Origin of the sequence: Nocardia noduli (genome assembly GCF_019038455.1) — a bacterium.
Taxonomy (GTDB): domain Bacteria; phylum Actinomycetota; class Actinomycetes; order Mycobacteriales; family Mycobacteriaceae; genus Nocardia; species Nocardia noduli.
Genome location: NZ_JAFMPL010000002.1, coordinates 223,617 through 243,136, shown reverse-complemented (window position 1 = coordinate 243,136; position 19,520 = coordinate 223,617). Strand labels below are relative to the sequence as shown.

The following is a 19,520-nucleotide window of genomic DNA, read 5'->3' as shown; positions in this document are numbered from 1 at the left end:
CAACCATGTCGCAAGCACAGCAGGTGGCCCTGGTCAGCGGCGCCACCAGCGGAATCGGCCTCGCCGTCGCGCGACTGCTCGGGGAGCAGGGGCGCAGGGTGTTCCTCTGCGCGCGCAACGCGGAGAATCTCACCGCGACGGTAGAACAGTTGCGGGAGAAGGGGATCGAGGCCGACGGCATCGCCTGTGACGTTCGCTCGCCCGAGCAGGTCGCCGCGTTCGTGCGGGCCGGTGTCGATCGGTACGGCCCGGTCGGGGTGCTGGTGAACAACGCGGGACGCAGCGGCGGCGGTGCCACCGCGCACATCGAGGACGAACTCTGGCTCGATGTGATCGAGACCAACCTCAACAGCGTGTTCCGCATGACCAGGGAGGTACTGACCACCGGCGGGATGTCGGCGCAGGGCTGGGGCCGCATCATCAATATCGCGTCGACGGCAGGCAAGCAGGGCGTGGTGCTCGGCGCCCCGTATTCCGCCTCCAAACACGGCGTGGTCGGATTCACCAAGGCGCTCGGCAACGAATTGGCGCCGACCGGCATCACGGTGAACGCGGTCTGCCCCGGATACGTGGAAACGCCCATGGCCCAGCGGGTTCGGCTCGGCTACGCCGCCGCCTACGACACCACCGAGGACGCGATCCTCGAGCGTTTCCAGGCCAAGATTCCGCTCGGCCGGTATTCCACGCCGGACGAGGTCGCGGGGCTGGTCGGCTATCTGGCGTCGGATACCGCGGCCTCCATCACCGCGCAGGCGCTGAATGTCTGCGGCGGACTCGGAAACTTCTGAACCCTCACCCGAGACAGGGAGAAACATCATGCCAGACACGCAAACTCGGCAGGTGGAGCACGACATCGAGGTGCTCGCTCCGGCGTCGGTGATCTATCAGTTGATCGCCCGCGTGGAGAACTGGCCGCGCATCTTTCCGCCGACCGTGCACGTGGAGTACCTGGAGCGCGGCGCGGGCGCGGAACGCATTCGGATCTGGGCCACGGCGAACGGCGCTGCGAAGAGCTGGATTTCGCGGCGGACGCTCGACTCGGACGCGCTGCGCATCGAATTCCGCCAGGAGGTGTCCGCGCCTCCGGTCGCGTCGATGGGCGGCGTCTGGATCATCGAGCGCCTGTCCGACAGCGCGTCGCGAGTCCGTCTGCTGCACGACTACCGTGCGGTCGACGACGACCCGGACGGTCTGGAGTGGATCGATCGCGCGGTCGATGCCAACAGCCGGTCGGAACTGGCCGCGCTGAAAGCCAATATCGAGGCGGGATATCGGGATTCGGAACTGCTCATGTCCTTCGATGACACGGTGCGCATCGGCGGCTCGGCCGAGGACGTGTACGACTTCCTCAACGAGGCCCAGCTGTGGACCGAGCGGCTGCCGCACGTGGCGAAGGTGGAATTGACCGAGGACAGCGCCGGACTGCAACTGCTGTCGATGGACACCCGCACCAAGGACGGGTCGACCCACACCACGACCTCGGTGCGGGTGTGCATTCCGCACGAGCGGATCGTCTACAAGCAGATCGTCGTGCCGGCGTTGATGACCTTGCACACCGGGTACTGGCTGCTGGCCGCGGACGGCGGCGAGACCGTCGCCACCTCCCAGCACACGGTGGTGATCAATCCGGCCAACATCACCGCGGTCCTCGGCGCGGACGCCGATCTCGCGGCGGCGCGTGACTTCGTGCGCACCGCGTTGAGCGGGAACAGTCGCGCGACGCTCGGTCACGCGAAGGAGTACGCCGAGTCGCGAGCCCGAGAACACGTTCGGCCGTGACGGCGACGCTGGATACCGATGTCCTCGTCGTCGGGGCGGGACCGGTCGGGTTGCTGCTGGCGGGCGAACTGCGGCTGGGCGGCGCCGAGGTCACGGTGGTGGATCGGCAATCGGCGCCGACCAGCCAATCGCGCGCGTCGACCCTGCACGCCAGGACCATGGAGATCCTGGATCAGCGGGGTCTGCTCGACGAGCTGGGCGATCCGCCCGTCGACCCGATGGGGCATTTCGGCGGCATTCCGGTGCCGTTGGACGTCGTGGCGAGTCCGTACCAGGGACAGTGGAAGGTTCCGCAGGATCGGACCGAGCAGTTTCTCGCCAAGTGGGCGATCGGTCTCGGCGCCCGAGTACATCGCGGCTGGGAACTGTTCGACTTCGACACCGAAAGACACCGCGTCCTCGCGCAGTTGCGCGGCCCGGACGGGCACCTCGCGGTGCGAGCCCGCTACCTGGTGGGTTGCGACGGCGAACACAGCACCGTGCGGCATCTGCTCGCCACCGAGTTCCCCGGCGCCGACGCGAAACGCGAACTGCTGCGCGCCGATGTCGCGGGCATCGAGATTCCGAACCGGCGATTCGAGCGCTTGCCCGCCGGGCTCGCCATCGCGGCTCGCCGACCGGATGGCCTGACCAGGGTCATGGTGCACGAATGGCACGCCGCGGTCAGGGAGCCGGGTACCGAGCCGACGTTCGCCGAGGTCGTCGCGGCCTGGGCACGGGTCACCGGTGAGGACATCGGCGGCGGTACGCCGGTGTGGGTCAACGCGTTCGGTGACGCCAGTCGGCAGGTCGCCCGGTATCGCGTCGGGCGTGTACTGCTCGCAGGCGACGCCGCGCACGTCCAGATGCCGGTCGGAGGTCAGGCCCTCAACCTCGGCCTCCAGGACGCGATGAATCTGGGCTGGAAGTTGGCGTCGGTGATTCGCGGCTGGACCGATCCCGAGATATTGGACAGCTACCACGACGAACGGCACGCGGTGGGCGCCGAGGTCCTGGCCGGTATCGCCGCGCAGAGCCTGGTGCTGCTCGGCGGGCCCGAGGTGGATCCGCTGCGGTCGGTGCTGACGGGTCTGCTCGAGGTCGACGAGGTGCGCGCGCGGCTGGCGTCGGTGATCACCGGTCTCGGCGTCGACTACTCCGATGGCGAGCGGGGCGACGGTGTGCTGACCGGCACGCGGCTGCCGCCGACCGAGTTGACGACCGACACCGGCGCCACCACGACGACCGAATTGCTGCGCCCGGCAACGGGTCTGCTGCTGCGACCGGGCGCGGCGGGGCGCTCGCCCGGACTCGAAGGACCGTGGGGCCATCGGGTCCGGACCGTGCACGCCCGCGCGCCGATGGAGTCGGTGCTGTCGAGCTTCGACACGGTCCTGGTGCGCCCGGACGGGTACGTGGCGTGGACCGACCGGGCGGGCACCGACCCGAGGCAGGCGCTGACCCGCTGGTTCGGCCGTCCGTGAGCGCGGGCCCGACCCGACAGACAGACGAGACAACGTAGGTAGGTATGGATGAGCAAGGAGAATTCCATGGGTAAATTGGCGAACAAGACCGCGCTGGTGACGGGATCGAGCCGAGGGATCGGCCGGGCGGCCGCCCTACGTATCGCGGCCGAGGGTGCGGTGGTCGCGGTGCATTACGCGACGAACACCGATGCCGCCAAGCAGACGGTCGCCGCGATCGAGGAACAGGGCGGGCGCGCTTTCGCGGTACAGGCCGAACTCGGGGTGCCCGGCGACGTGGACACCCTCTTCGAGGGTCTGACCGCGGGATTGCGGGAACAGACCGGCGAGACCGCTCTGGACATCCTGGTGAACAACGCGGGCGTGATGGGCGGCGTCGGCCTAGAGGACATCACGCCGGAGCAGTTCGACCGCATGATCGCGGTGAACGCGAAAGCGCCGCTGTTCCTGGTGCAGAAGGTGCTGCCGATCCTGCGCGACGGCGGCCGCGTCATCAATATCGGTACCGGCCTGCTCCGTTACGCCAATCCCGACGAGATCGCGTACTCGATGAGCAAGGGCGCGCTGGATCAGATCAGTTTGCATCTCGCCCGGCTGCTCGGGCCGCGCGGCATCACCGTGAACACGGTGGCGCCCGGCGTGACGAATACCGGAAGCCCGATCTTCGACATGCCGGAGGTGCGGGAGGTATTGGCGAACATGACCGCGTTCAAGCGGATCGCCGAGCCCTCGGACGTGGGTGACGTGGTGGCCTTCCTCGCGTCGGACGACGCCCGCTGGATCACCGGAACCTTCGTCGACGCCAGCGGCGGAACCCTGCTGGGCGGCTGAGCGATGATCGGGGGACGTTGTGCAGGACCGGGATGCGGATCGCGGCCGCGTCCGGTGCACGGGCGTACGCGCTTGTGCGAAGGGTGTTTCGGGGCGCTGCGCGCCGAGGTGAGTGCGCTGCCGCGACTCTTCGAGGAGCACGGCGCCGCGCTGGAGGGCTCTTCGGCGCGGATGCTGCGACCTCGGACCGGTGCCGGGTCGGCCGCCGCTCCCGGAATCCGGTTCAATTTCGAGGCCTCGGAGATCCGCTCGGAGATCCTGTCACTGCTCGCGTCCTGGTCGGGACTGGTCGTCGACGAGCGCGGTGTCGCGGCGCCTCGCCGTGACACCGCGTCCCTCGCGGCGTTCCTCGACGTGCATCTGGACTGGCTCGCGGCACACGAGACGGCCTCGGATGCGGCCGAGGAGTTCGCGCGGCTGGCGCGGCGGGCCCGCGGCGCGGGACGCGCCGAGACCTCCCGCCGCGTGGTGGTCGGCTGCTGCGTCGAGCGCGGCTGCGAGGGCAGGCTCGGCGTGGTAGCGCGCGCGGGCGGCTCCGATGTGGTCTGCGATGCCGACGCGGCCCATCAATGGAGTTCGTCGGAGTGGACGCGGCTGGCGCGGCAGCTGACCGGCCCCGCCGCGACCACCCGCTGGCTGAGTGCCCCTGACATCGGTCGGCTGTGGAATATGGCGGTGGGCAGCGTCTACCGGCACGCCAGTGTCGACGGGTGGCGCAAGCGCTCTAGCGCGGGCCGAACCTATTACGCGGAGGCCGATGTCGAGCGGACGTTCGCGGCGCGCCGAGGTCGCGCCGGGGCGTAGTGCGCGATCACGACAGGGCGTACTGTGAAGGACTATCGGCATGTTCTGCCCGAGCTCGAGCACCAATCACAGCCCCAGTCACGGCCGAGTCGCAGCGACTCGGCCCAGCGACCCAGCCCGGCGATGCGCCGTGGACCGGAAATCTGTTGAGAGGCAACCCATGCAAGTCGACATCTGGTCGGATGTGTTGTGCCCCATGTGTTTCATCGGCAAGCGTAGTTTCGAGATGGCGCTGGCACGCTTCGAGCACCGCGATGCCGTGGAAATACGCTGGCGCGCATTCGAACTCGACCCGCAGATGGCGCGGGAGCCGCACTTGACGCTGATCCAGCAGCACCACCGCGATTTCGGCGGTTCCGCGCGGGCCGCCGAGGAGCGGATGGCGCAGATCGCCGCGATAGCGCTGCGGGCGGGTCTGCACTACGACCTCGCGCGGGCCATGCCGGTGAACAGCTTCGACGCGCATCGGCTCGGCAAGCTGGCCGATTCGGTGGATCTGGGCGAGGCGATGCGGGAGCGGCTGATGCTCGCCTACACCTGCGAGGGCGCGGTGATCACCGACGCCGACACCTTGGCCGGGCTCGCGGAGCAGGTGGGCATCGACCCGGACGCGGTGCGAAAGATGTTGGTGGGCGACGATTTCACCGCCGACGTGCACGCCGACGAGGAGCAGGCGCGGCAGCGGCGCATCACCGGCGTGCCGACGTTCGTCGTCGACGGCTCGTACACATTCTCCGGACTTCGAGAGCCCGACGATTACCTTCGGTCGCTGCGCGGCGCGGTGGCCTCCGCGTAGGAGGCCAGGCCGCGCAGGATGATGTCGAGGCCGAGCTCGAAGCGGGCGTCGCCGTCGGCGTCGGTGAGGGGATGGGCGAGGGCGACGAGGATCGGGAAGCGTTCCGGCGGAAGCTGTTCCAGATACCCGCGCATCTGCGAGGAGAGGTCCTGCCGGTCCGGCTCGTCGTCGCCCGCTTCCGGCTGTCGGTACTTGTCGCAGATGATGGCGGTCGCGCCGATGTAGCTGCCGAGCAGGTCGACGGCGTAGGCGGCGACCCGGTCGGGCAGCCCGCCCGCGCGGGTGAGGGCGAGCAGATTCTCCATCGCGGGCAGCCCGTTGGGGCCGAAGGGGGCTCGCCCCAACGTCACTCGGGCCAGGTCGCGGTGGTTGAGCATCACGCGAAGGGCGTCCCGGCAGTACTGCTCGAGCGGCTTCTGCCAGTCGTCCGGGTCGACCTCGGGGATGGGCACCTCGCTCAGGACGTGGTCGAACATCAGCTCGATAAGATTGTCCTTGTCGGCGACGTGGGCGTACAGGGCCGACGCCGTGGTGCCCAGCTCGTCGCCGAGCCGCCGCATGGACAGGGCGTCGAGACCTTCGGTGTCGACGATCGTCATCGCAGCGTCGATGATGCGCTGCCGGCTCAGTGGTTCGCGAGCCAGCGGTTCGCGGGTCGGGCGAGCGGGGTTGGTCCGCCACCACGGCGGCGTCGGGAACGTGTTGTCGCTGCTCATGCTGTATGACCTCCGTCGATCAGTGTACATAGGGCGAACAACGTTCTCGGTCGAACACTGTTCTTCGCTGAACGCCGTTCTTGACATGAACACTGTTCTGTCGAAGAATGCTGTTAACCATTGCCCGTCCTTCGGGCGCGTCCAGTCCCCGCGGAGGCCACAGTGTCAAACCTGCCCGACCCGGTTCTGCGCAAGCAGCAGTCGGAGCCGCAAGTCTCCGAGCCGCAAGTCGACGAGAAACCGTCGAGAACCGCGTGGCTCATCGCGCTGGTCACCATCGGCGCCTCGTTGATGGACCTGCTCGATGCGACGGCGATCAGCGTCGCCAGCCCCTCCATTCGCAGCAGCTTCGAAGCCTCGACCTCGGCGTTGCAGTGGATGATCGCGGCCTACACCCTGACCTTCTCGGTCATGCTGATCGCGGGCGGCCGCCTCGGCGACGTCTTCGGCCGCAGGAACGTGTTCCTCATCGGCCTCGTCGGTTTCGTCGCAGCCTCGGTGGCCTGCAGTCTCGCGCAGTCGGCGGATGTCCTGATCTTCACCCGCGCGATCCAGGGCGCCTTCGCCGCGGTCATGATCCCGCAGGGATTCGGCCTGGTGCGCGCGGCGTTCCCGCCGGGTAAGGCCGCGATGGTCTTCGGCGTGATGGGTCCGATCATGGGCATCGGCGGCATCGCGGGTCCCATTCTCGGCGGCCTGCTTGTCGGCGACCTCGGCTGGCGCGCCATCTTCTGGATCAACATCCCGATCGGAATCGTGGTGCTGATCGGCGCCCTTCGCCTGCTGCCGCACGATGAACGTCAGGCGGGCGAGCGGCCGAGACTGGATGTGATCGGCCTGCTGCTCGCGTCGGCGGCGGTGTTCCTGTTCGCCTACCCGATCGTGCAGGGCCGCGAGGCGGACTGGGCGGCGTGGACCTGGATCATGATGGCCTGCTCGGTCGTGGTGCTCGCTCTCTTCGGGGTGCATCAGCTGATGCGCCGTCGGGCCGGTCGGGACCCGTTCATCGAGCCGTCGCTGTTCCGCAAGCGGGCCTTCAACGCGGGTCTGCTGGTCCAATTGCTTTTCAACGGAGGATTTCTGGGCATGTCGGTGATCGGCACGCTGTTGCTCCAGATCGGATTGAACTTCTCGCCGCTGCACGCGGGCTCGACGCTGTTGTGGTGGATGCTCGGCACCCTGCTGAGCATGGGTCTCGCGCAGAAGTTCGCGCAGATCTATCCGCGCAGAGTGTTGCAGATCGGCCTGATGATGCTGGCGCTCAGCATGGCGGTCGCGGCGGTGACGATTCGGCACTACGGCGCCGACCTCACCAGCCTGACCATCGGACCCGCGCTGCTCATCGGCGGTTTCGGAATGGGTATGTGCTACGCCCCGATCTTCGGCGTGATCCTCGCGGCGGTGGACGACCGCGAGGTGGGCTCGGCGTCGGGCCTGGTGAACTCCTTCCAGCAGCTCGGCGGCGGGATCGGCGTCGCGGTGTTCGGCACGTTGTTCTTCGGCTGGGCGACCGACCACGGCGTCTTCGAGGCGGCCCAGTACACCTACTGGATCGCCGCCGCGGCCCTGCTGTTCACCTGGGCGGTCGCCTTCCTCGTCCCGAAGACCGCACGCTCCGCGGAAGAGCTGGCTGCGGCTGAGTGATATGCACTGAACCGCCTCCGACCGAGTCGGTCCGAATACCCGCCATTGTCGCAATGGCGGGTATTCCTTTTTCCAGAACAAGCGGGTGGGAGACGGTGTCGCCGAGACACCGTGATCATCGCCGCGCTAGGTGAGATGGGAGCGGATACATGGCCGACTTCGACGCGGTGGTGATAGGCGCGGGCAACGCGGGCCTCACCGCTGCCGCGACTCTGCAGCGCGCCGGGGCGCGCACACTGCTGGTGGAACGGCACAATGTGCCGGGCGGCAGCGGAACCTCTTTTCGCCGTGGACGTTTCGAATTCGAGGTGGCGCTGCACCAACTGTCCGGTGTCGGCGTCGATCATCAACCGGGATTGCGCACCGGCCTGTTCCGCGATCTGGACATCGTCGACCGATTGGAGTTCGTGCAGGAGAGCGAACTCTATCGGGCCTTCGTGCCGGGGCAGGTGGATCTGACACTGCCCGCAGGCTGGGGCGCGGCGGTCGACACGATCGAAGACGCGTTCCCCGGCAACGGCATTCGTGCTCGCGCGTTCTTCGACCTGGTCCGCAAGGTGACGGTCTGGCAGACGGCGGCACAGCGCGGCCGACCGGGTGATCAGCTCGATCCGCTGCTCTTCGCGTACGGCTTGCGCAGCGCCAAGGACGTGCTCGACGAGTTCTTCGACGACGATCGGCTGAAATTCGCGTTGGGCGCGTACTGGACCTACCTCGGCCAGCCACCCTCGCAGCTGCCGTTCCTGGATTTCGCGATGATCCTCTACGTCTACGTCCAGTTCAAGCCATGGCACATCCGCGGCGGCTCACAGGCGATGTCGTCGGCGATCCTCGATTCCTTCTTGCGGGCGGGCGGCACCGTCCGATTCAACACCTCTGTGCACGGCATCAATACCGACGGAACTCGGGTGACCGGAATCCGGCTCGACGACGGCGAGACAGTGAGCGCCGCCGAGGTGGTGTCCAACGCGTCGTTGCCGAGTACCTACGCGATGCTCGAAGGCATCGCGGTGCCGTCGGCTGCGCGCCGCGACCTCGGCAGCCGCCGGGTTGGGGTCTCCGGATTCGTCTTGCACATGGGTCTGGACGCGAGTGCGGCCGAGCTCGGATTCACCACGAGCACAAGCCTTCTCGCCGCGAGCACCGATGACGACGTGACCTTCGCCGCGGCGCGCTCGCTGGAACCGACACGGCTGGTGTGCCTGTCCTCCTACGATGTCGCGCCGATCGGATTCGCGCCCTCCGGCGCGACCCACGTCAGCCTGACGACCCTGCACTACGCGGACCCTTGGACGCGGCTCGCCCCCGCGGAGTACGCGCGCGCGAAATTCGCCTACGCCGAAACCCTGCTCGACATGGTCGAGCACATGACGCCCGGAATTCGGGATGTGATCGAGGAGGTCGACGTGGCGACGCCACTGACGATGATGCGCTACCTCGGCCATCCCGGCGGCGCCATCTACGGGTATCAGCAGGACTTCACCGAGACCTGGCTGTTCCGCGACAGCGACAAGAACTCCCACGTGCCAGGCCTGCACCTGGCGGGCGCGTGGACCGTGATGGGCGGGTTCCAGCCGACGCTGATCGCCGGAGCCCGAGTCGCCCAACAGATTCTGCGCACCGCTCGAACGGAGACCACCGCGTGAGACATCCCCTGACCGACCGTTTCGACGGTGCCGCCGCGGTCATCGCCGACATCGAGCAGCGCGTCGCCGATACCGCCGACCACGCGGGTGACACCCATCGCCTGATCGACGCCTACCATCCGAAACGGTTGCGGCTGGCCATCAGCGAGATCATCGAGGAAACAGAGACAACCAAGACGTTCCGCCTGCAAGCCGTCGATGGTGCGGTGTTGCCGCCCTTCGCGGCGGGGCAGTACGTGAATGTCTTCCGGGACGGAACCAGTCGGCCGTACGCGATCTCGTCGAGCCCGGCGAACACCGACCACTACGACCTGACGGTCCGTCGAGTGCCCGCAGGCCGTATCAGCAATCTGCTCAACGACACCGTGCGCGTCGACGACGAGGTGGTGACGACGGGGCCGATGGGGACCTTCCATCACAATCCGCTGTTCCACGGTGAGGATGTCGTCTTCCTCGCGGGCGGTTCCGGAGTGGCCCCGGCGCTGAGCATGCTGCGCGATATCGCCGACAACCGCCTCGGCAGGCGATTCCACCTCCTCTACGGCTCCCGATCCGGCGGTGACGTGCTGTTTCGCGATCGGCTCGCCGAACTGGTGGCCGAGCATCCGTCCTTGCGCGTCGACCACGTGATCAGCGATCCCGAGCCGCAGTGGATCGGACGCACGGGGTTCTTGAGCGCCGAGACCATCGAAGAGCTCGCCGGTCCGCTGGCCGGACGCATGGTCTACGTCTGCGGTCCGCAGGCGCTCTACGCCTACGCGCTCGAACAACTGCGCGCACTGGGTCATCCGCGTCGCCGGATCCGCTTCGAAGCCAATGGCGCGCCCAGCGATCCGGCGGCGCGATCCGACTGGCCCGCGGACTCCGATCCGGCGGAGGAGGTCACCGTGACGGCCGGTGGCCTCACCTTCCGCTCACCACGGCGTCGCCCGCTGCTGGATGCCTTGGAGGACAACGGCATTCGCCCGGAGGCCGCGTGCCGTTCGGGGGAATGCAGTCTGTGTCGGATTCGTGTGCGGCGCGGGCAGGTACACCATGCCGAGGAGGCGCGCCTGCGGCTGTCGGACGCGCGGTTCGGCTACATCCACAGCTGCGTGGCCTACCCGATCACCGATGTGGAACTCGATCTCTGAGATCGGGTCCGGGTAGGTTCGGGGACCCTCGAACCACCCGGACCGAGACTCCGGACTACAGGACCTGCTCACCCGCGGCGGCGTAGGTCCGTTCGGTGGCGGCTTTGGCGTGGCGCCACCAGGATTCGTGCGCCCGATACCACGCGGCGGTGGCCGCCAGGCCCGCCCTGAAGTCGGAATAGCGCGGCTGCCAGCCGAGTTCGTCGCGCAGCAGGGTCGAGTCGATCGCGTAGCGCAGGTCGTGGCCGGGACGGTCGGTGACATGGTCGAAATCGTCGGACTCACGGCCGAATTCGGCGAGCAGCAACCGTATGACCGAGAGGTTGTCCAGCTCTGCGTCGGCGCCGATGAGGTAGGTCTGCCCGATGCGGCCGCGCTCGAGGATCTCCCACACGGCGCGGTTGTGGTCCTCGACGTGGATCCAGTCCCTGACCTGCTGTCCGGTACCGTACAGGCGCGGCCGCACCCCGTCGATCAGGTTCGTGATCTGGCGCGGGATGAACTTCTCCACGTGCTGGTACGGCCCGTAGTTGTTGGAGCAGTTGGAGATCGTGGCGCGCACACCGAACGACCGCGCCCATGCGCGGACCAGCAGATCGCTGGAAGCCTTGGAGGCCGAGTAGGGACTGGACGGGTTGTAGGGCGTGGTCGGCGTGAACGCGGGCTCGTCGAAAGCCAGATCGCCGTACACCTCGTCGGTGGAGACGTGGTGGTAGCGCACGTCGTGTCTGCGCACGGCTTGCAGAAGGGTGTACGTGCCGACGATGTTGGTCTGCACGAACGGCCACGGATCGGCGAGGGAGTTGTCGTTGTGCGATTCCGCGGCGAAGTGCACCACGGCGTCGGCCCGCTCGACGAGCCGGTCGACCAGTTCCGCGTCGGCCACATCGCCTCGCACGACATCGACGCGTTCGGCGGAATGCGCCAGTGACGCGGTATTGCCCGCGTAGGTGAGTTTATCCAGAATCACAATCCTTGTCCGGGGTCTCTCGACGATTGTCTGGTTCACGAAATTTGCGCCGATGAATCCGGCGCCACCGGTTACGAGTAGTCGCACGAAATCCACAGTAGCCGCCCCCGAATTAGATGTGCGGCCCCATCGGCGCGACGGAAAATCGAGGCTAAATCGGTGCGATGAAGGCGGCCGAGAGTTAGTGAAAACATAAGGATCACCTTCTTGTGGTTCGGGACCGGAACGAAGAAACTATTACCTAGAGTCCGGTGTCGTGGATCGAGAGCCGACTATTTTATGGAGATAATTGTATGAAAGGCCTGGTGCTTTCCGGTGGAACCGGGACACGGCTACGGCCCTTTACGTATGCCATGCCGAAACAACTCGTTCCCATCGCCAATAAACCGGTTCTGGAATATGTGATCGAGCGTGTTCGGGATATGGGCGTAGCGGAGATCGGAGTCATTGTCGGAAGCTGGTCGGACGCGATCGTCGACGTGCTCGGCGACGGTGACCGACTCGGCGTCTCGCTCACCTACATTCGACAGGAGACGCCCGCGGGCCTCGCGGATTGCGTGGCCATCTCCGAGGATTTCCTCGCCGAGGACGACTTCGTGATGTACCTGGGCGACTGCATGCTCGGCGAGGAGGTCGTCGCCGAGGCGGAGAATTTCCGGCAGCATCGCCCCGATGTCCACGTGGTGGTCAGCGAAGTCGCGGACCCGACCGGCCTCGGCGTGGTCGAACTCGCCGCCGGCGGGACGGTGATCGGCTTGCAGGAGAAGCCGGCGCGTCCGCGCAGCAATCTCGTCCTGACCGGCGTGTACTTCTTCTCTCCCTCGGTCCACCGTGCCGTTCGATCGATATCCCCGAGCGCGCGCGGCGAACTCGAGATCACCGACGCCATCCAGTGGATGCTCGACAACGGCTTCGAGGTGCGTGCTGGCCGGTTCACCGGTATGTACGTCGACACCGGCCGGGTCGACGACCTGCTGGCGTGCAATCGCCTGCTGCTGGCCGATCTGCGGCACGCTGTGCACGGCCGGGTCGACAGCGCGAGCGAGCTGCTCGGACCGGTGGTGGTCGAGGCGGGAGCGACGGTGCACCGGTCGCGGCTGGTCGGACCGGTGATGATCGCCGCGGGCTGCGTGATCGAAGACAGCACGATCGGTCCCGACACCGTGGTCGGACCCGACGGCGTGATCCGCGAATCCGCGGTGCGCGACTGCATCGTGATGGCGGGCGCGCGGATCACCGAGTCGCGGGATCTCCAGCACAGCGTCATCGGTCGCTCCGCGGTGGTGACCGGCGGCAGTCGACAGCACAGTCTGATCATCGGCGATGAATGCCGAGTGGAGGTGGCGGTATGAGTAGCATCGATACGCCGGCGGGGCCCGCACGGGGCCGAGCGGTGCCGGTCGCCGAGCGGGACCACGCCCAACGCGTGGTCGTCACCGGGCTCGGGGTGTTCTCCAGCATCGGTTTCGGCGCGGCCGAATTCGCTTCGAGCCTACGAACCGGACGCAGCGGCGTCTCTCCCATCACGGCCTTCGACACGGCGGGCTTCGACAGGTCGCTCGGCTGCGAGGTGCGCGGATTCGACCCCGAGAAGTGGATCGAGCGGCTGAACGTGGCCGAGCTCGGCCGCGCGACCCAGTTCGCCGTCGCGGCGGCGCGGATGGCAGTGAAGGACGCGGGACTGCCTGCGGACCGGCTGCGTGAACTGCGCACGCACATTTCGATCGGGACGACCGACGCGGAATCGCACGACACCGACCGGCTCACCGCCGACTGGGTCGCGGGCGGGCGGGAGAGCCTGAATCCCGTACTGGCTGGCCGGGTTTCGGCGGGCAGGCTGTCCGCGGCGATCGCGCGTGAACTCGACTTGACCGCCGCCGAGGCGGTCACCATCGGCACCGCGTGCTCGGCGGGGAACTACGCGATCGGTCACGGCTTCGACGCGATCCGGGTCGGTGATGCCGACATCGCGCTGTGCGGCGGCGCGGATGCCATGTGCCGCAAGTCCTTCACCGCGTTCTACCGGCTCGGCACCATCGCGCCGGACTGCGTGCGGCCCTTCGACACCGACCGCCAAGGCATCCTCAACGGCGAGGGCGCGGGAGTGCTCGTCCTGGAGAGCCTGGATTCGGCACTGGCGCGCGGCGCGCGAATCCATTGCGAGGTAATGGGTTACGGCCTGAGCTGCGACGCGCACCATCCGGTCTCGCCGGAGCAGTCCAGTATCGAGCGGTGCATGCGGGCCGCGCTGGACGACGCCGGTGTCCGGCCCGATGAGGTCGACCTGATCTCGGCGCACGGCACAGGGACTAAGACCAACGACATCACCGAGTCGCGGGCAATCGGGTCGGTGTACACCGGTCGCCCGCCCCGCACGATCTCGTTGAAATCGATGCTCGGCCACACCATGGGCGCCGCGAGCGCCCTGGCCGCGATCGCCTGCTCGCTGGCCATCACCGGTGGTTTCATCCCGCCGACCATCAACCATCGGCACACCGATCCCGAGTGCGAGATCGACTGTGTCCCGAACAAATCGGTGCCCGCCGAGCTGCGGGTGGTACAGAACAACGGTCTGGCGTTCGCCGGGAACAACTCGGTCGTCGTGCTGGGGCGGTACGACCATGTCGGGTGACCGATCGGCGGCCGGGCGACGGATCGCCCTGGTCAGCGGGGGATCGCGGGGGATCGGTCGCGCGGTGGTGCTGCGTCTGGCCGACGAGGGATTCGATGTGGCGTTCTGCTACCAGAGCGACGCGCACGCGGCGCAGGCGCTGGAGAAGGAGGGCGTCGCGCGCGGTGTGCGGGTGATCGCGACCCGGGTCGACGTCCGTGACAGAGCGGCGGTGAAGGAATGGGTGGATCGGACCGAGAGCGCTCTGGGGCCGATAGCGGTGGCCGTGACTTCTGCCGGGATCATCCGCGACAGCGCGCTGGTCATGATGTCGGACGCGGACTGGGATCGGGTGATCGAGGTCAACCTCGACGGTACCTTCGCGGTGTGCCGTGCCGCGGTCTTCAGGATGATGAAACGCCGATCCGGCTGTGTGATCACGTTGTCCTCCGTCGCGGGCGTCTCCGGTAATCCGGGACAGACCAACTATTCCGCGGCCAAGGCCGGAATCATCGGATTCACCAAGGCATTGGCCAAGGAAACGGGAAGGTACGGCATCCGGGCCAACGCGATCGCTCCCGGATTCATCGACACCGACATGGTGAGCGGCCTTTCGGACGCGACGCGCGAGCAAGCCACCGACAATGTCGCGCTGCGGCGTTTCGGCACCGTGGACGAGGTGGCCGACGCGGTCTCGTATCTGGTGTCGGCGAGCTATGTCACCGGTTCCGTCCTCCAGGTCGACGGCGGTCTGGCGCTGTGACGCGAGCGGTTCTCACCACTGTTTCTGCTATCGAAGAGAGATGACATGGATGCTGCCGTTATTGTGGTCGGCGCCGGTCCCGCGGGCCTGATGCTGGCCTGTGAGCTGCGACTGGCCGGTGTCGACGTGATCGTGCTCGAACGACTCGTCGAGCCCACCGGCGAATCGCGCGGACTCGGTTTCACCGCGCGCACGCTGGAGATATTCGACCAGCGGGGCATGCTCGCGGGACTCGGCGCTGTCGAAGTCACCGATCTCGGCCATTTCGGTGGCCTCCCGGTGAATTTCAGAATTCTCGGCCCGGCGCATTCCGGCGGTGTGAAAGGCGTCCCGCAAGCCGTCACCGAGCAGATGCTGGAGAAGTATGCGAGCGATCTCGGCGCCGACATTCGCCGAGGGTACGAGGTGGTCGGCTGTGCCGATCGAGGCGACGAGGTCGCGATCGACGTGCGCACCGCCGACGGTCCGCGCCAACTGAGCTGTGCGTACCTGGTCGGTTGCGACGGAGGCCGGAGCACCGTCCGCAAAGCGGCCGGATTCGATTTCCCCGGAACCGAATCCACGATGGAGATGTTCCTGGCCGATGTCTCCGGCTGCGACATCGAGACCCGCATGATCGGTGAGACCGTGCCGGGCGGCATGGTGATGGCGGGCCCGCTCGGCGACGGCATCCACCGGATCATCGTGTGCGAGCGCGGCACCCCGCCGCGCAAGCGCACCGAGCCACCGAGCTGGGCGGAGGTTTCGGGTGCCTGGCAGCGGTTGACCGGCCAGGACATCAGCGCGGGCACCCCGATCTGGACCAGCGCCTTCGGCAACGCGGCACGCCAGGTGACCGAATATCGCCGCGGACGTGTACTCCTGGTGGGGGATTCGGCTCACATCCATCTGCCCGCAGGCGGCCAGGGCATGAATGTGAGCGTGCAGGACGCCGTGAACCTCGGCTGGAAGCTGGCGGCCGCGGTGCGCGGTGACGCCCCGGAAACGCTGCTGGACAGCTACCACAGCGAACGGCACCCGGTGGGTGTCCGCCTGCTCATGAACACCAGGGCCCAGGGGCTGCTGTTCCTCAGCGGAAGCGAGATGCAGCCGCTGCGCGACGTGATGTCGGAACTGATCGAATTCGATGATGTCAGCAGGCATCTCGCGGGCATGGTCAGCGGTCTGTCGATCCGCTACGAGGTCGGCGCGGGCGAGCACCCGCTGCTCGGCACGCGGATGCCCAAAGTGGAACTGGTGGGGGAGCAGGGCAAGACGACCACCACCGAACTCCTGCACCCGGCCCGCGGCGTGCTGCTGGATCTCGCCGACGACCCCGCGCTGCGGGAGATCGCCGCGGGCTGGTCCGACCGGGTCGACGTGGTGACCGTGACCGTCCACGCGCCGGTCCACGGTGAACCGGTCGCGGAGGCCAAGGCATTCCTGATCCGCCCCGACGGCTACGTGGCCTGGACCGATTCCAGCGCCGCCGATCTCGGCGAGGCCTTGTCGCGCTGGTTCGGCGCGGCGCGTCAGAAGACAGTCGACTGAGAAGTGAGTGTGTCGTGCACAGTACGCTGATCGTTGCCAGGATGAATCCGCAGTCGAGTGCGGAGGTCGCCGATCTGTTCGGCGCGTTCGACGAGTCCGAGATGCCCCATCGCATGGGGACGCGTCGTCGACAGTTGTTCTACTACCGTGGCCTGTACTTCCACCTTCAGGATTTCGATGCCGACACCGGCGGTGCGGCCATCGAGGAGGCCAAGCGCGCGCCCGCGTTCGTTCGGATCAGCGACGATCTGAAGCCGTTCATCGAGGCGTACGACCCGGCGACCTGGAAATCGCCCGCCGACGCCATGGCGACCCGGTTCTACCACTGGAGCGCGCGGTGAGTCGCCGAGTCGTCATCACCGGGGTCAGCGTGCTCGCGCCGGGCGGGCTCGGGGTCAAGGAATTCTGGAATCTGTTGAGCGAGGGCCGCACGGCCACGCGGGGTATCACCTTCTTCGATCCGGCGCCGTTCCGCTCGCGCGTGGCCGCCGAGATGGATTTCGATCCGCGGGAGCGTGGGCTGTCGCCGCAGGAGATCCGGCGCATGGATCGGGCCGCGCAGTTCGCGGTGGTGGCCGCGCGCGACGCGGTCGCCGACAGCGGCGTGGATTTCGCGGATGCGGACCCCGCCGGGATCGGCGTGGCGATCGGCACCGCGGTCGGCGCCACCACCGGACTGGATCAGGAGTACCGGGTCGTCAGCGATGACGGGCGACTCGAACTCGTCGACGACCGGTACGCGCAACCGCACCTGTACGACTACTTCGTGCCCAGTTCGTTCGCCGCCGAGGTGGCGTGGGCGATCGGCGCGGAGGGACCGGCGACAGTGGTGTCCACCGGCTGCACCTCCGGGTTGGACTCGGTGGGGTACGCGGCGGACCTGGTCCGTGACGGAACGGTCGACATGATGATCGCGGGCGCGACCGACGCGCCCATCTCCCCGATCACCATGGCCTGCTTCGACGCCATCAAGGCGACGACGCCTCGGCACGAGTATCCCGAGCAGGCGTCCCGGCCCTTCGACGCGGCCCGCAACGGGTTCGTGCTCGGTGAGGGCGCGGCCGTGTTCGTGCTAGAGGAACTGGAGTCCGCGCGGCGGCGCGGCGCGCACATCTACGCGGAGATCGCCGGATTCGCGTCGCGCTGCAACGCGTTCCACATGACCGGATTGCGGCCGGACGGCCGGGAGATGGCCGAAGCCATCCGGGTCGCGCTCGCCGAAGCCCGAGTCGATCCCACCGCGATCGATTACGTCAACGCGCACGGTTCCGGCACCAAGCAGAACGACCGCCACGAGACCGCGGCGTTCAAGCGAAGTCTGGGTGAGCACGCCTACCGCGTTCCGGTCAGCTCCATCAAGTCGATGGTCGGCCATTCCCTCGGCGCCATCGGGTCCATCGAGATCGCCGCGTGCGTGCTCGCCATGGCGAACCAGGTGGTGCCGCCCACCGCCAACCTGCACAACCCGGACCCGGAGTGCGATCTGGACTACGTCCCGCTGACCGCACGCGAGTGGCGCACCGACACCGTGCTCAGTGTCGGCAGCGGATTCGGCGGCTTCCAGAGCGCCATCGTGTTGACCCGGCCGGATCGGACAGCCGCGTGAGCGTGTCCGCCGTGGTGACCGGGATCGGTGTCACCGCGCCGAACGGTCTCGGCGTGGAGGACTTCTGGGCCGCGTCGCTGCGCGGGGTGAGCGGGATCGGTCCGATCACCCGATTCGACCCGTCCCCCTACCCGTCTCGGCTGGCGGGGGAGGTGCCCGGATTCATCGCCGAGGACCATCTGCCGAGCAGGCTGCTGCCGCAGACCGATCACATGACCAGACTCGCGCTGGTCGCCGCGGACTGGGCACTGGTCGACGCGGGCGTCGACCCGCACGGCGACGACGGGTTCGACGACTTCGGGGCGGGTGTCGTGACAGCCAGTTCGGCCGGCGGATTCGAGTTCGGCCAGAACGAATTGCGCGCCCTGTGGAGCAAGGGCAGCAACCACGTCAGCGCCTATCAGTCGTTCGCGTGGTTCTACGCCGTGAACACCGGCCAGATCTCCATCCGCAACGGTCTGCGCGGCGCGAGCGGTGTGGTCGTCGGGGACCAGGCGGGAGGTCTGGACGCACTTGCCCAGGCGCGGCGCAATATCCGCAAGGGCGCGAGGATCATGGTGTCGGGCGGCGTCGACGCCTCGATCTGCCCGTGGGGCTGGGTCGCCCAACTCACCAGCGGGAAACTCAGCACCGACGACGACCCGGACACGGCCTATCGACCGTTCGATCGGGCAGCGGCGGGGCACGTGCCAGGCGAGGGTGGTGCGATCCTGGTGCTCGAGGAACCGGCCGCGGCGATGGCGCGCGGCGCGCGGATCTACGGGCGGATCGCAGGCTACGGCGCCACTTTCGATCCCAAGCCGGGCAGCGCGCGGCCGCCGGGACTGCGGCGGGCGATCGAGTCGGCCCTCGCGGACGCGAATCTCACGCCGGGCGACATCGACGTGGTCTTCGCCGACGCCGCGGCGGTGCCCGCGCTCGACCGGATCGAGGCGGACGCGATCACCGCGGTATTCGGGCCTCGGGGCGTCCCGGTGGCGGCGCCGAAGACCATGATCGGCAGGCTCAACTCCGGTGCGGCACCGCTGGATGTCGTCGCCGCGCTGCTGTCGATTCGCGACGACGTCGTCCCGCCCGCCATCAATGTGTCGGCCGACCCCGACTACCACCTCGATCTGGTCACCGAGCAGCCGCGCCGCATGTCGGCGCGGACCGCGCTCGTGCTCGCGCGCGGCCACGGCGGATTCAATTCCGCGATGGTGGTCCGCGCACCGTAGCCGAGCTTCGA

At 67.8% G+C, this 19,520-nt stretch carries 18 protein-coding genes; 16 read left to right on the top strand and 2 right to left on the bottom strand.

The annotated features are described in order from the left end of the window. The first annotated feature begins 5 nt into the window (after positions 1 to 5). The 6 genes from fabG (JZ792_RS03135) (at position 6) to JZ792_RS03110 (ending at position 5,673) form a co-directional block, all read left to right on the top strand. Positions 6 to 788, top strand: a complete 783-nt coding sequence (fabG, locus tag JZ792_RS03135; protein WP_216906612.1) for a 3-oxoacyl-ACP reductase FabG — start codon at positions 6 to 8, stop codon at positions 786 to 788. Between the two features lie 28 nt (positions 789 to 816). Continuing rightward, positions 817 to 1,779, top strand: a complete 963-nt coding sequence (locus tag JZ792_RS03130; protein ID WP_216906610.1) for an aromatase/cyclase — start codon at positions 817 to 819, stop codon at positions 1,777 to 1,779. Continuing rightward, on the top strand, positions 1,776 to 3,242 hold the full coding sequence (locus tag JZ792_RS03125) for an FAD-dependent monooxygenase (RefSeq protein ID WP_216906608.1): 1,467 nt from the start codon (positions 1,776 to 1,778) through the stop codon (positions 3,240 to 3,242). The genes JZ792_RS03130 and JZ792_RS03125 overlap by 4 nt, the downstream gene beginning before the upstream one ends. Positions 3,243 to 3,290: 48 nt before the next feature. Next, a complete protein-coding gene (locus tag JZ792_RS03120; RefSeq protein WP_254189187.1) occupies positions 3,291 to 4,073 on the top strand; it encodes an SDR family oxidoreductase in 783 nt (260 codons plus the stop codon). Positions 4,074 to 4,145: 72 nt separating this feature from the next. Continuing rightward, positions 4,146 to 4,877 carry a hypothetical protein gene (locus JZ792_RS03115; protein ID WP_216906606.1) on the top strand — a complete coding sequence of 244 codons (732 nt, stop codon included), beginning with the start codon at positions 4,146 to 4,148 and terminating at the stop codon, positions 4,875 to 4,877. A 160-nt stretch (positions 4,878 to 5,037) separates the two neighbouring features. Continuing rightward, positions 5,038 to 5,673 (top strand): DsbA family oxidoreductase, encoded by a 636-nt coding sequence (locus JZ792_RS03110; protein WP_216906604.1) that lies wholly within the window; start codon positions 5,038 to 5,040, stop codon positions 5,671 to 5,673. On the opposite strand, the gene JZ792_RS03105 is transcribed toward JZ792_RS03110, so the two are convergent. Then, positions 5,634 to 6,389, bottom strand: a complete 756-nt coding sequence (locus JZ792_RS03105; RefSeq protein ID WP_216906602.1) for a TetR/AcrR family transcriptional regulator — start codon at positions 6,387 to 6,389, stop codon at positions 5,634 to 5,636. The two genes, JZ792_RS03110 and JZ792_RS03105, sit on opposite strands and share 40 nt — an antisense overlap. Positions 6,390 to 6,551: 162 nt before the next feature. On the opposite strand from JZ792_RS03105, the gene JZ792_RS03100 reads away from it, so the two are divergent. The 3 genes from JZ792_RS03100 (at position 6,552) to JZ792_RS03090 (ending at position 10,812) form a co-directional block, all read left to right on the top strand. Continuing rightward, positions 6,552 to 8,033, top strand: coding sequence for an MFS transporter (locus tag JZ792_RS03100; protein WP_216906600.1), 1,482 nt, complete (start codon positions 6,552 to 6,554; stop codon positions 8,031 to 8,033). 149 nt (positions 8,034 to 8,182) lie between these two features. Continuing rightward, on the top strand, positions 8,183 to 9,679 hold the full coding sequence (locus JZ792_RS03095) for a phytoene desaturase family protein (RefSeq protein ID WP_216906598.1): 1,497 nt from the start codon (positions 8,183 to 8,185) through the stop codon (positions 9,677 to 9,679). Further along, positions 9,676 to 10,812, top strand: coding sequence for a 2Fe-2S iron-sulfur cluster-binding protein (locus JZ792_RS03090; RefSeq protein ID WP_216906596.1), 1,137 nt, complete (start codon positions 9,676 to 9,678; stop codon positions 10,810 to 10,812). Before JZ792_RS03095 ends, JZ792_RS03090 begins: the two co-directional genes overlap by 4 nt. A 55-nt stretch (positions 10,813 to 10,867) precedes the next feature. On the opposite strand, the gene rfbB is transcribed toward JZ792_RS03090, so the two are convergent. After that, positions 10,868 to 11,869 carry a dTDP-glucose 4,6-dehydratase gene (rfbB, locus tag JZ792_RS03085; RefSeq protein ID WP_216906594.1) on the bottom strand — a complete coding sequence of 334 codons (1,002 nt, stop codon included), beginning with the start codon at positions 11,867 to 11,869 and terminating at the stop codon, positions 10,868 to 10,870. A 206-nt stretch (positions 11,870 to 12,075) separates the two neighbouring features. Between rfbB and JZ792_RS03080 the strand changes: the two genes are divergently transcribed. From JZ792_RS03080 to JZ792_RS03050, 7 genes are read left to right on the top strand one after another with little or no spacing between them, the layout of a single operon-like run. Then, a complete protein-coding gene (locus tag JZ792_RS03080) occupies positions 12,076 to 13,134 on the top strand; it encodes a glucose-1-phosphate thymidylyltransferase (protein ID WP_216906592.1) in 1,059 nt (352 codons plus the stop codon). Further along, entirely contained in the window at positions 13,131 to 14,414 is a 1,284-nt protein-coding gene (locus tag JZ792_RS03075; protein WP_216906590.1) for a beta-ketoacyl-[acyl-carrier-protein] synthase family protein, read from the top strand. The genes JZ792_RS03080 and JZ792_RS03075 overlap by 4 nt, the downstream gene beginning before the upstream one ends. Next, entirely contained in the window at positions 14,404 to 15,156 is a 753-nt protein-coding gene (fabG, locus tag JZ792_RS03070; protein ID WP_216906588.1) for a 3-oxoacyl-ACP reductase FabG, read from the top strand. The genes JZ792_RS03075 and fabG (JZ792_RS03070) overlap by 11 nt, the downstream gene beginning before the upstream one ends. Positions 15,157 to 15,201: 45 nt before the next feature. After that, entirely contained in the window at positions 15,202 to 16,686 is a 1,485-nt protein-coding gene (locus JZ792_RS03065; RefSeq protein ID WP_216906586.1) for an FAD-dependent monooxygenase, read from the top strand. Between the two features lie 14 nt (positions 16,687 to 16,700). Then, entirely contained in the window at positions 16,701 to 17,027 is a 327-nt protein-coding gene (locus tag JZ792_RS03060) for a TcmI family type II polyketide cyclase (protein WP_216906677.1), read from the top strand. Continuing rightward, positions 17,024 to 18,292 (top strand): beta-ketoacyl-[acyl-carrier-protein] synthase family protein, encoded by a 1,269-nt coding sequence (locus JZ792_RS03055; RefSeq protein WP_308165119.1) that lies wholly within the window; start codon positions 17,024 to 17,026, stop codon positions 18,290 to 18,292. Before JZ792_RS03060 ends, JZ792_RS03055 begins: the two co-directional genes overlap by 4 nt. Continuing rightward, on the top strand, positions 18,289 to 19,509 hold the full coding sequence (locus tag JZ792_RS03050) for a ketosynthase chain-length factor (protein ID WP_216906584.1): 1,221 nt from the start codon (positions 18,289 to 18,291) through the stop codon (positions 19,507 to 19,509). Before JZ792_RS03055 ends, JZ792_RS03050 begins: the two co-directional genes overlap by 4 nt. The last annotated feature ends 11 nt before the right edge of the window (positions 19,510 to 19,520 follow it).

Bases quoted from the DNA above. Each gene is read 5' to 3' on its own strand.
- JZ792_RS03075 (WP_216906590.1), top strand. From the start codon at position 13,131: ATGAGTAGCATCGATACGCCGGCGGGGCCCGCACGGGGCCGAGCGGTG.
- JZ792_RS03120 (WP_254189187.1), top strand. From the start codon at position 3,291: ATGAGCAAGGAGAATTCCATGGGTAAATTGGCGAACAAGACCGCGCTG.
- fabG (WP_216906612.1), top strand. From the start codon at position 6: ATGTCGCAAGCACAGCAGGTGGCCCTGGTCAGCGGCGCCACCAGCGGA.
- JZ792_RS03065 (WP_216906586.1), top strand. From the start codon at position 15,202: ATGGATGCTGCCGTTATTGTGGTCGGCGCCGGTCCCGCGGGCCTGATG.
- JZ792_RS03130 (WP_216906610.1), top strand. From the start codon at position 817: ATGCCAGACACGCAAACTCGGCAGGTGGAGCACGACATCGAGGTGCTC.
- JZ792_RS03110 (WP_216906604.1), top strand. From the start codon at position 5,038: ATGCAAGTCGACATCTGGTCGGATGTGTTGTGCCCCATGTGTTTCATC.
- JZ792_RS03080 (WP_216906592.1), top strand. From the start codon at position 12,076: ATGAAAGGCCTGGTGCTTTCCGGTGGAACCGGGACACGGCTACGGCCC.
- JZ792_RS03095 (WP_216906598.1), top strand. From the start codon at position 8,183: ATGGCCGACTTCGACGCGGTGGTGATAGGCGCGGGCAACGCGGGCCTC.
- fabG (WP_216906588.1), top strand. From the start codon at position 14,404: ATGTCGGGTGACCGATCGGCGGCCGGGCGACGGATCGCCCTGGTCAGC.
- JZ792_RS03105 (WP_216906602.1), bottom strand. From the start codon at position 6,389: ATGAGCAGCGACAACACGTTCCCGACGCCGCCGTGGTGGCGGACCAAC.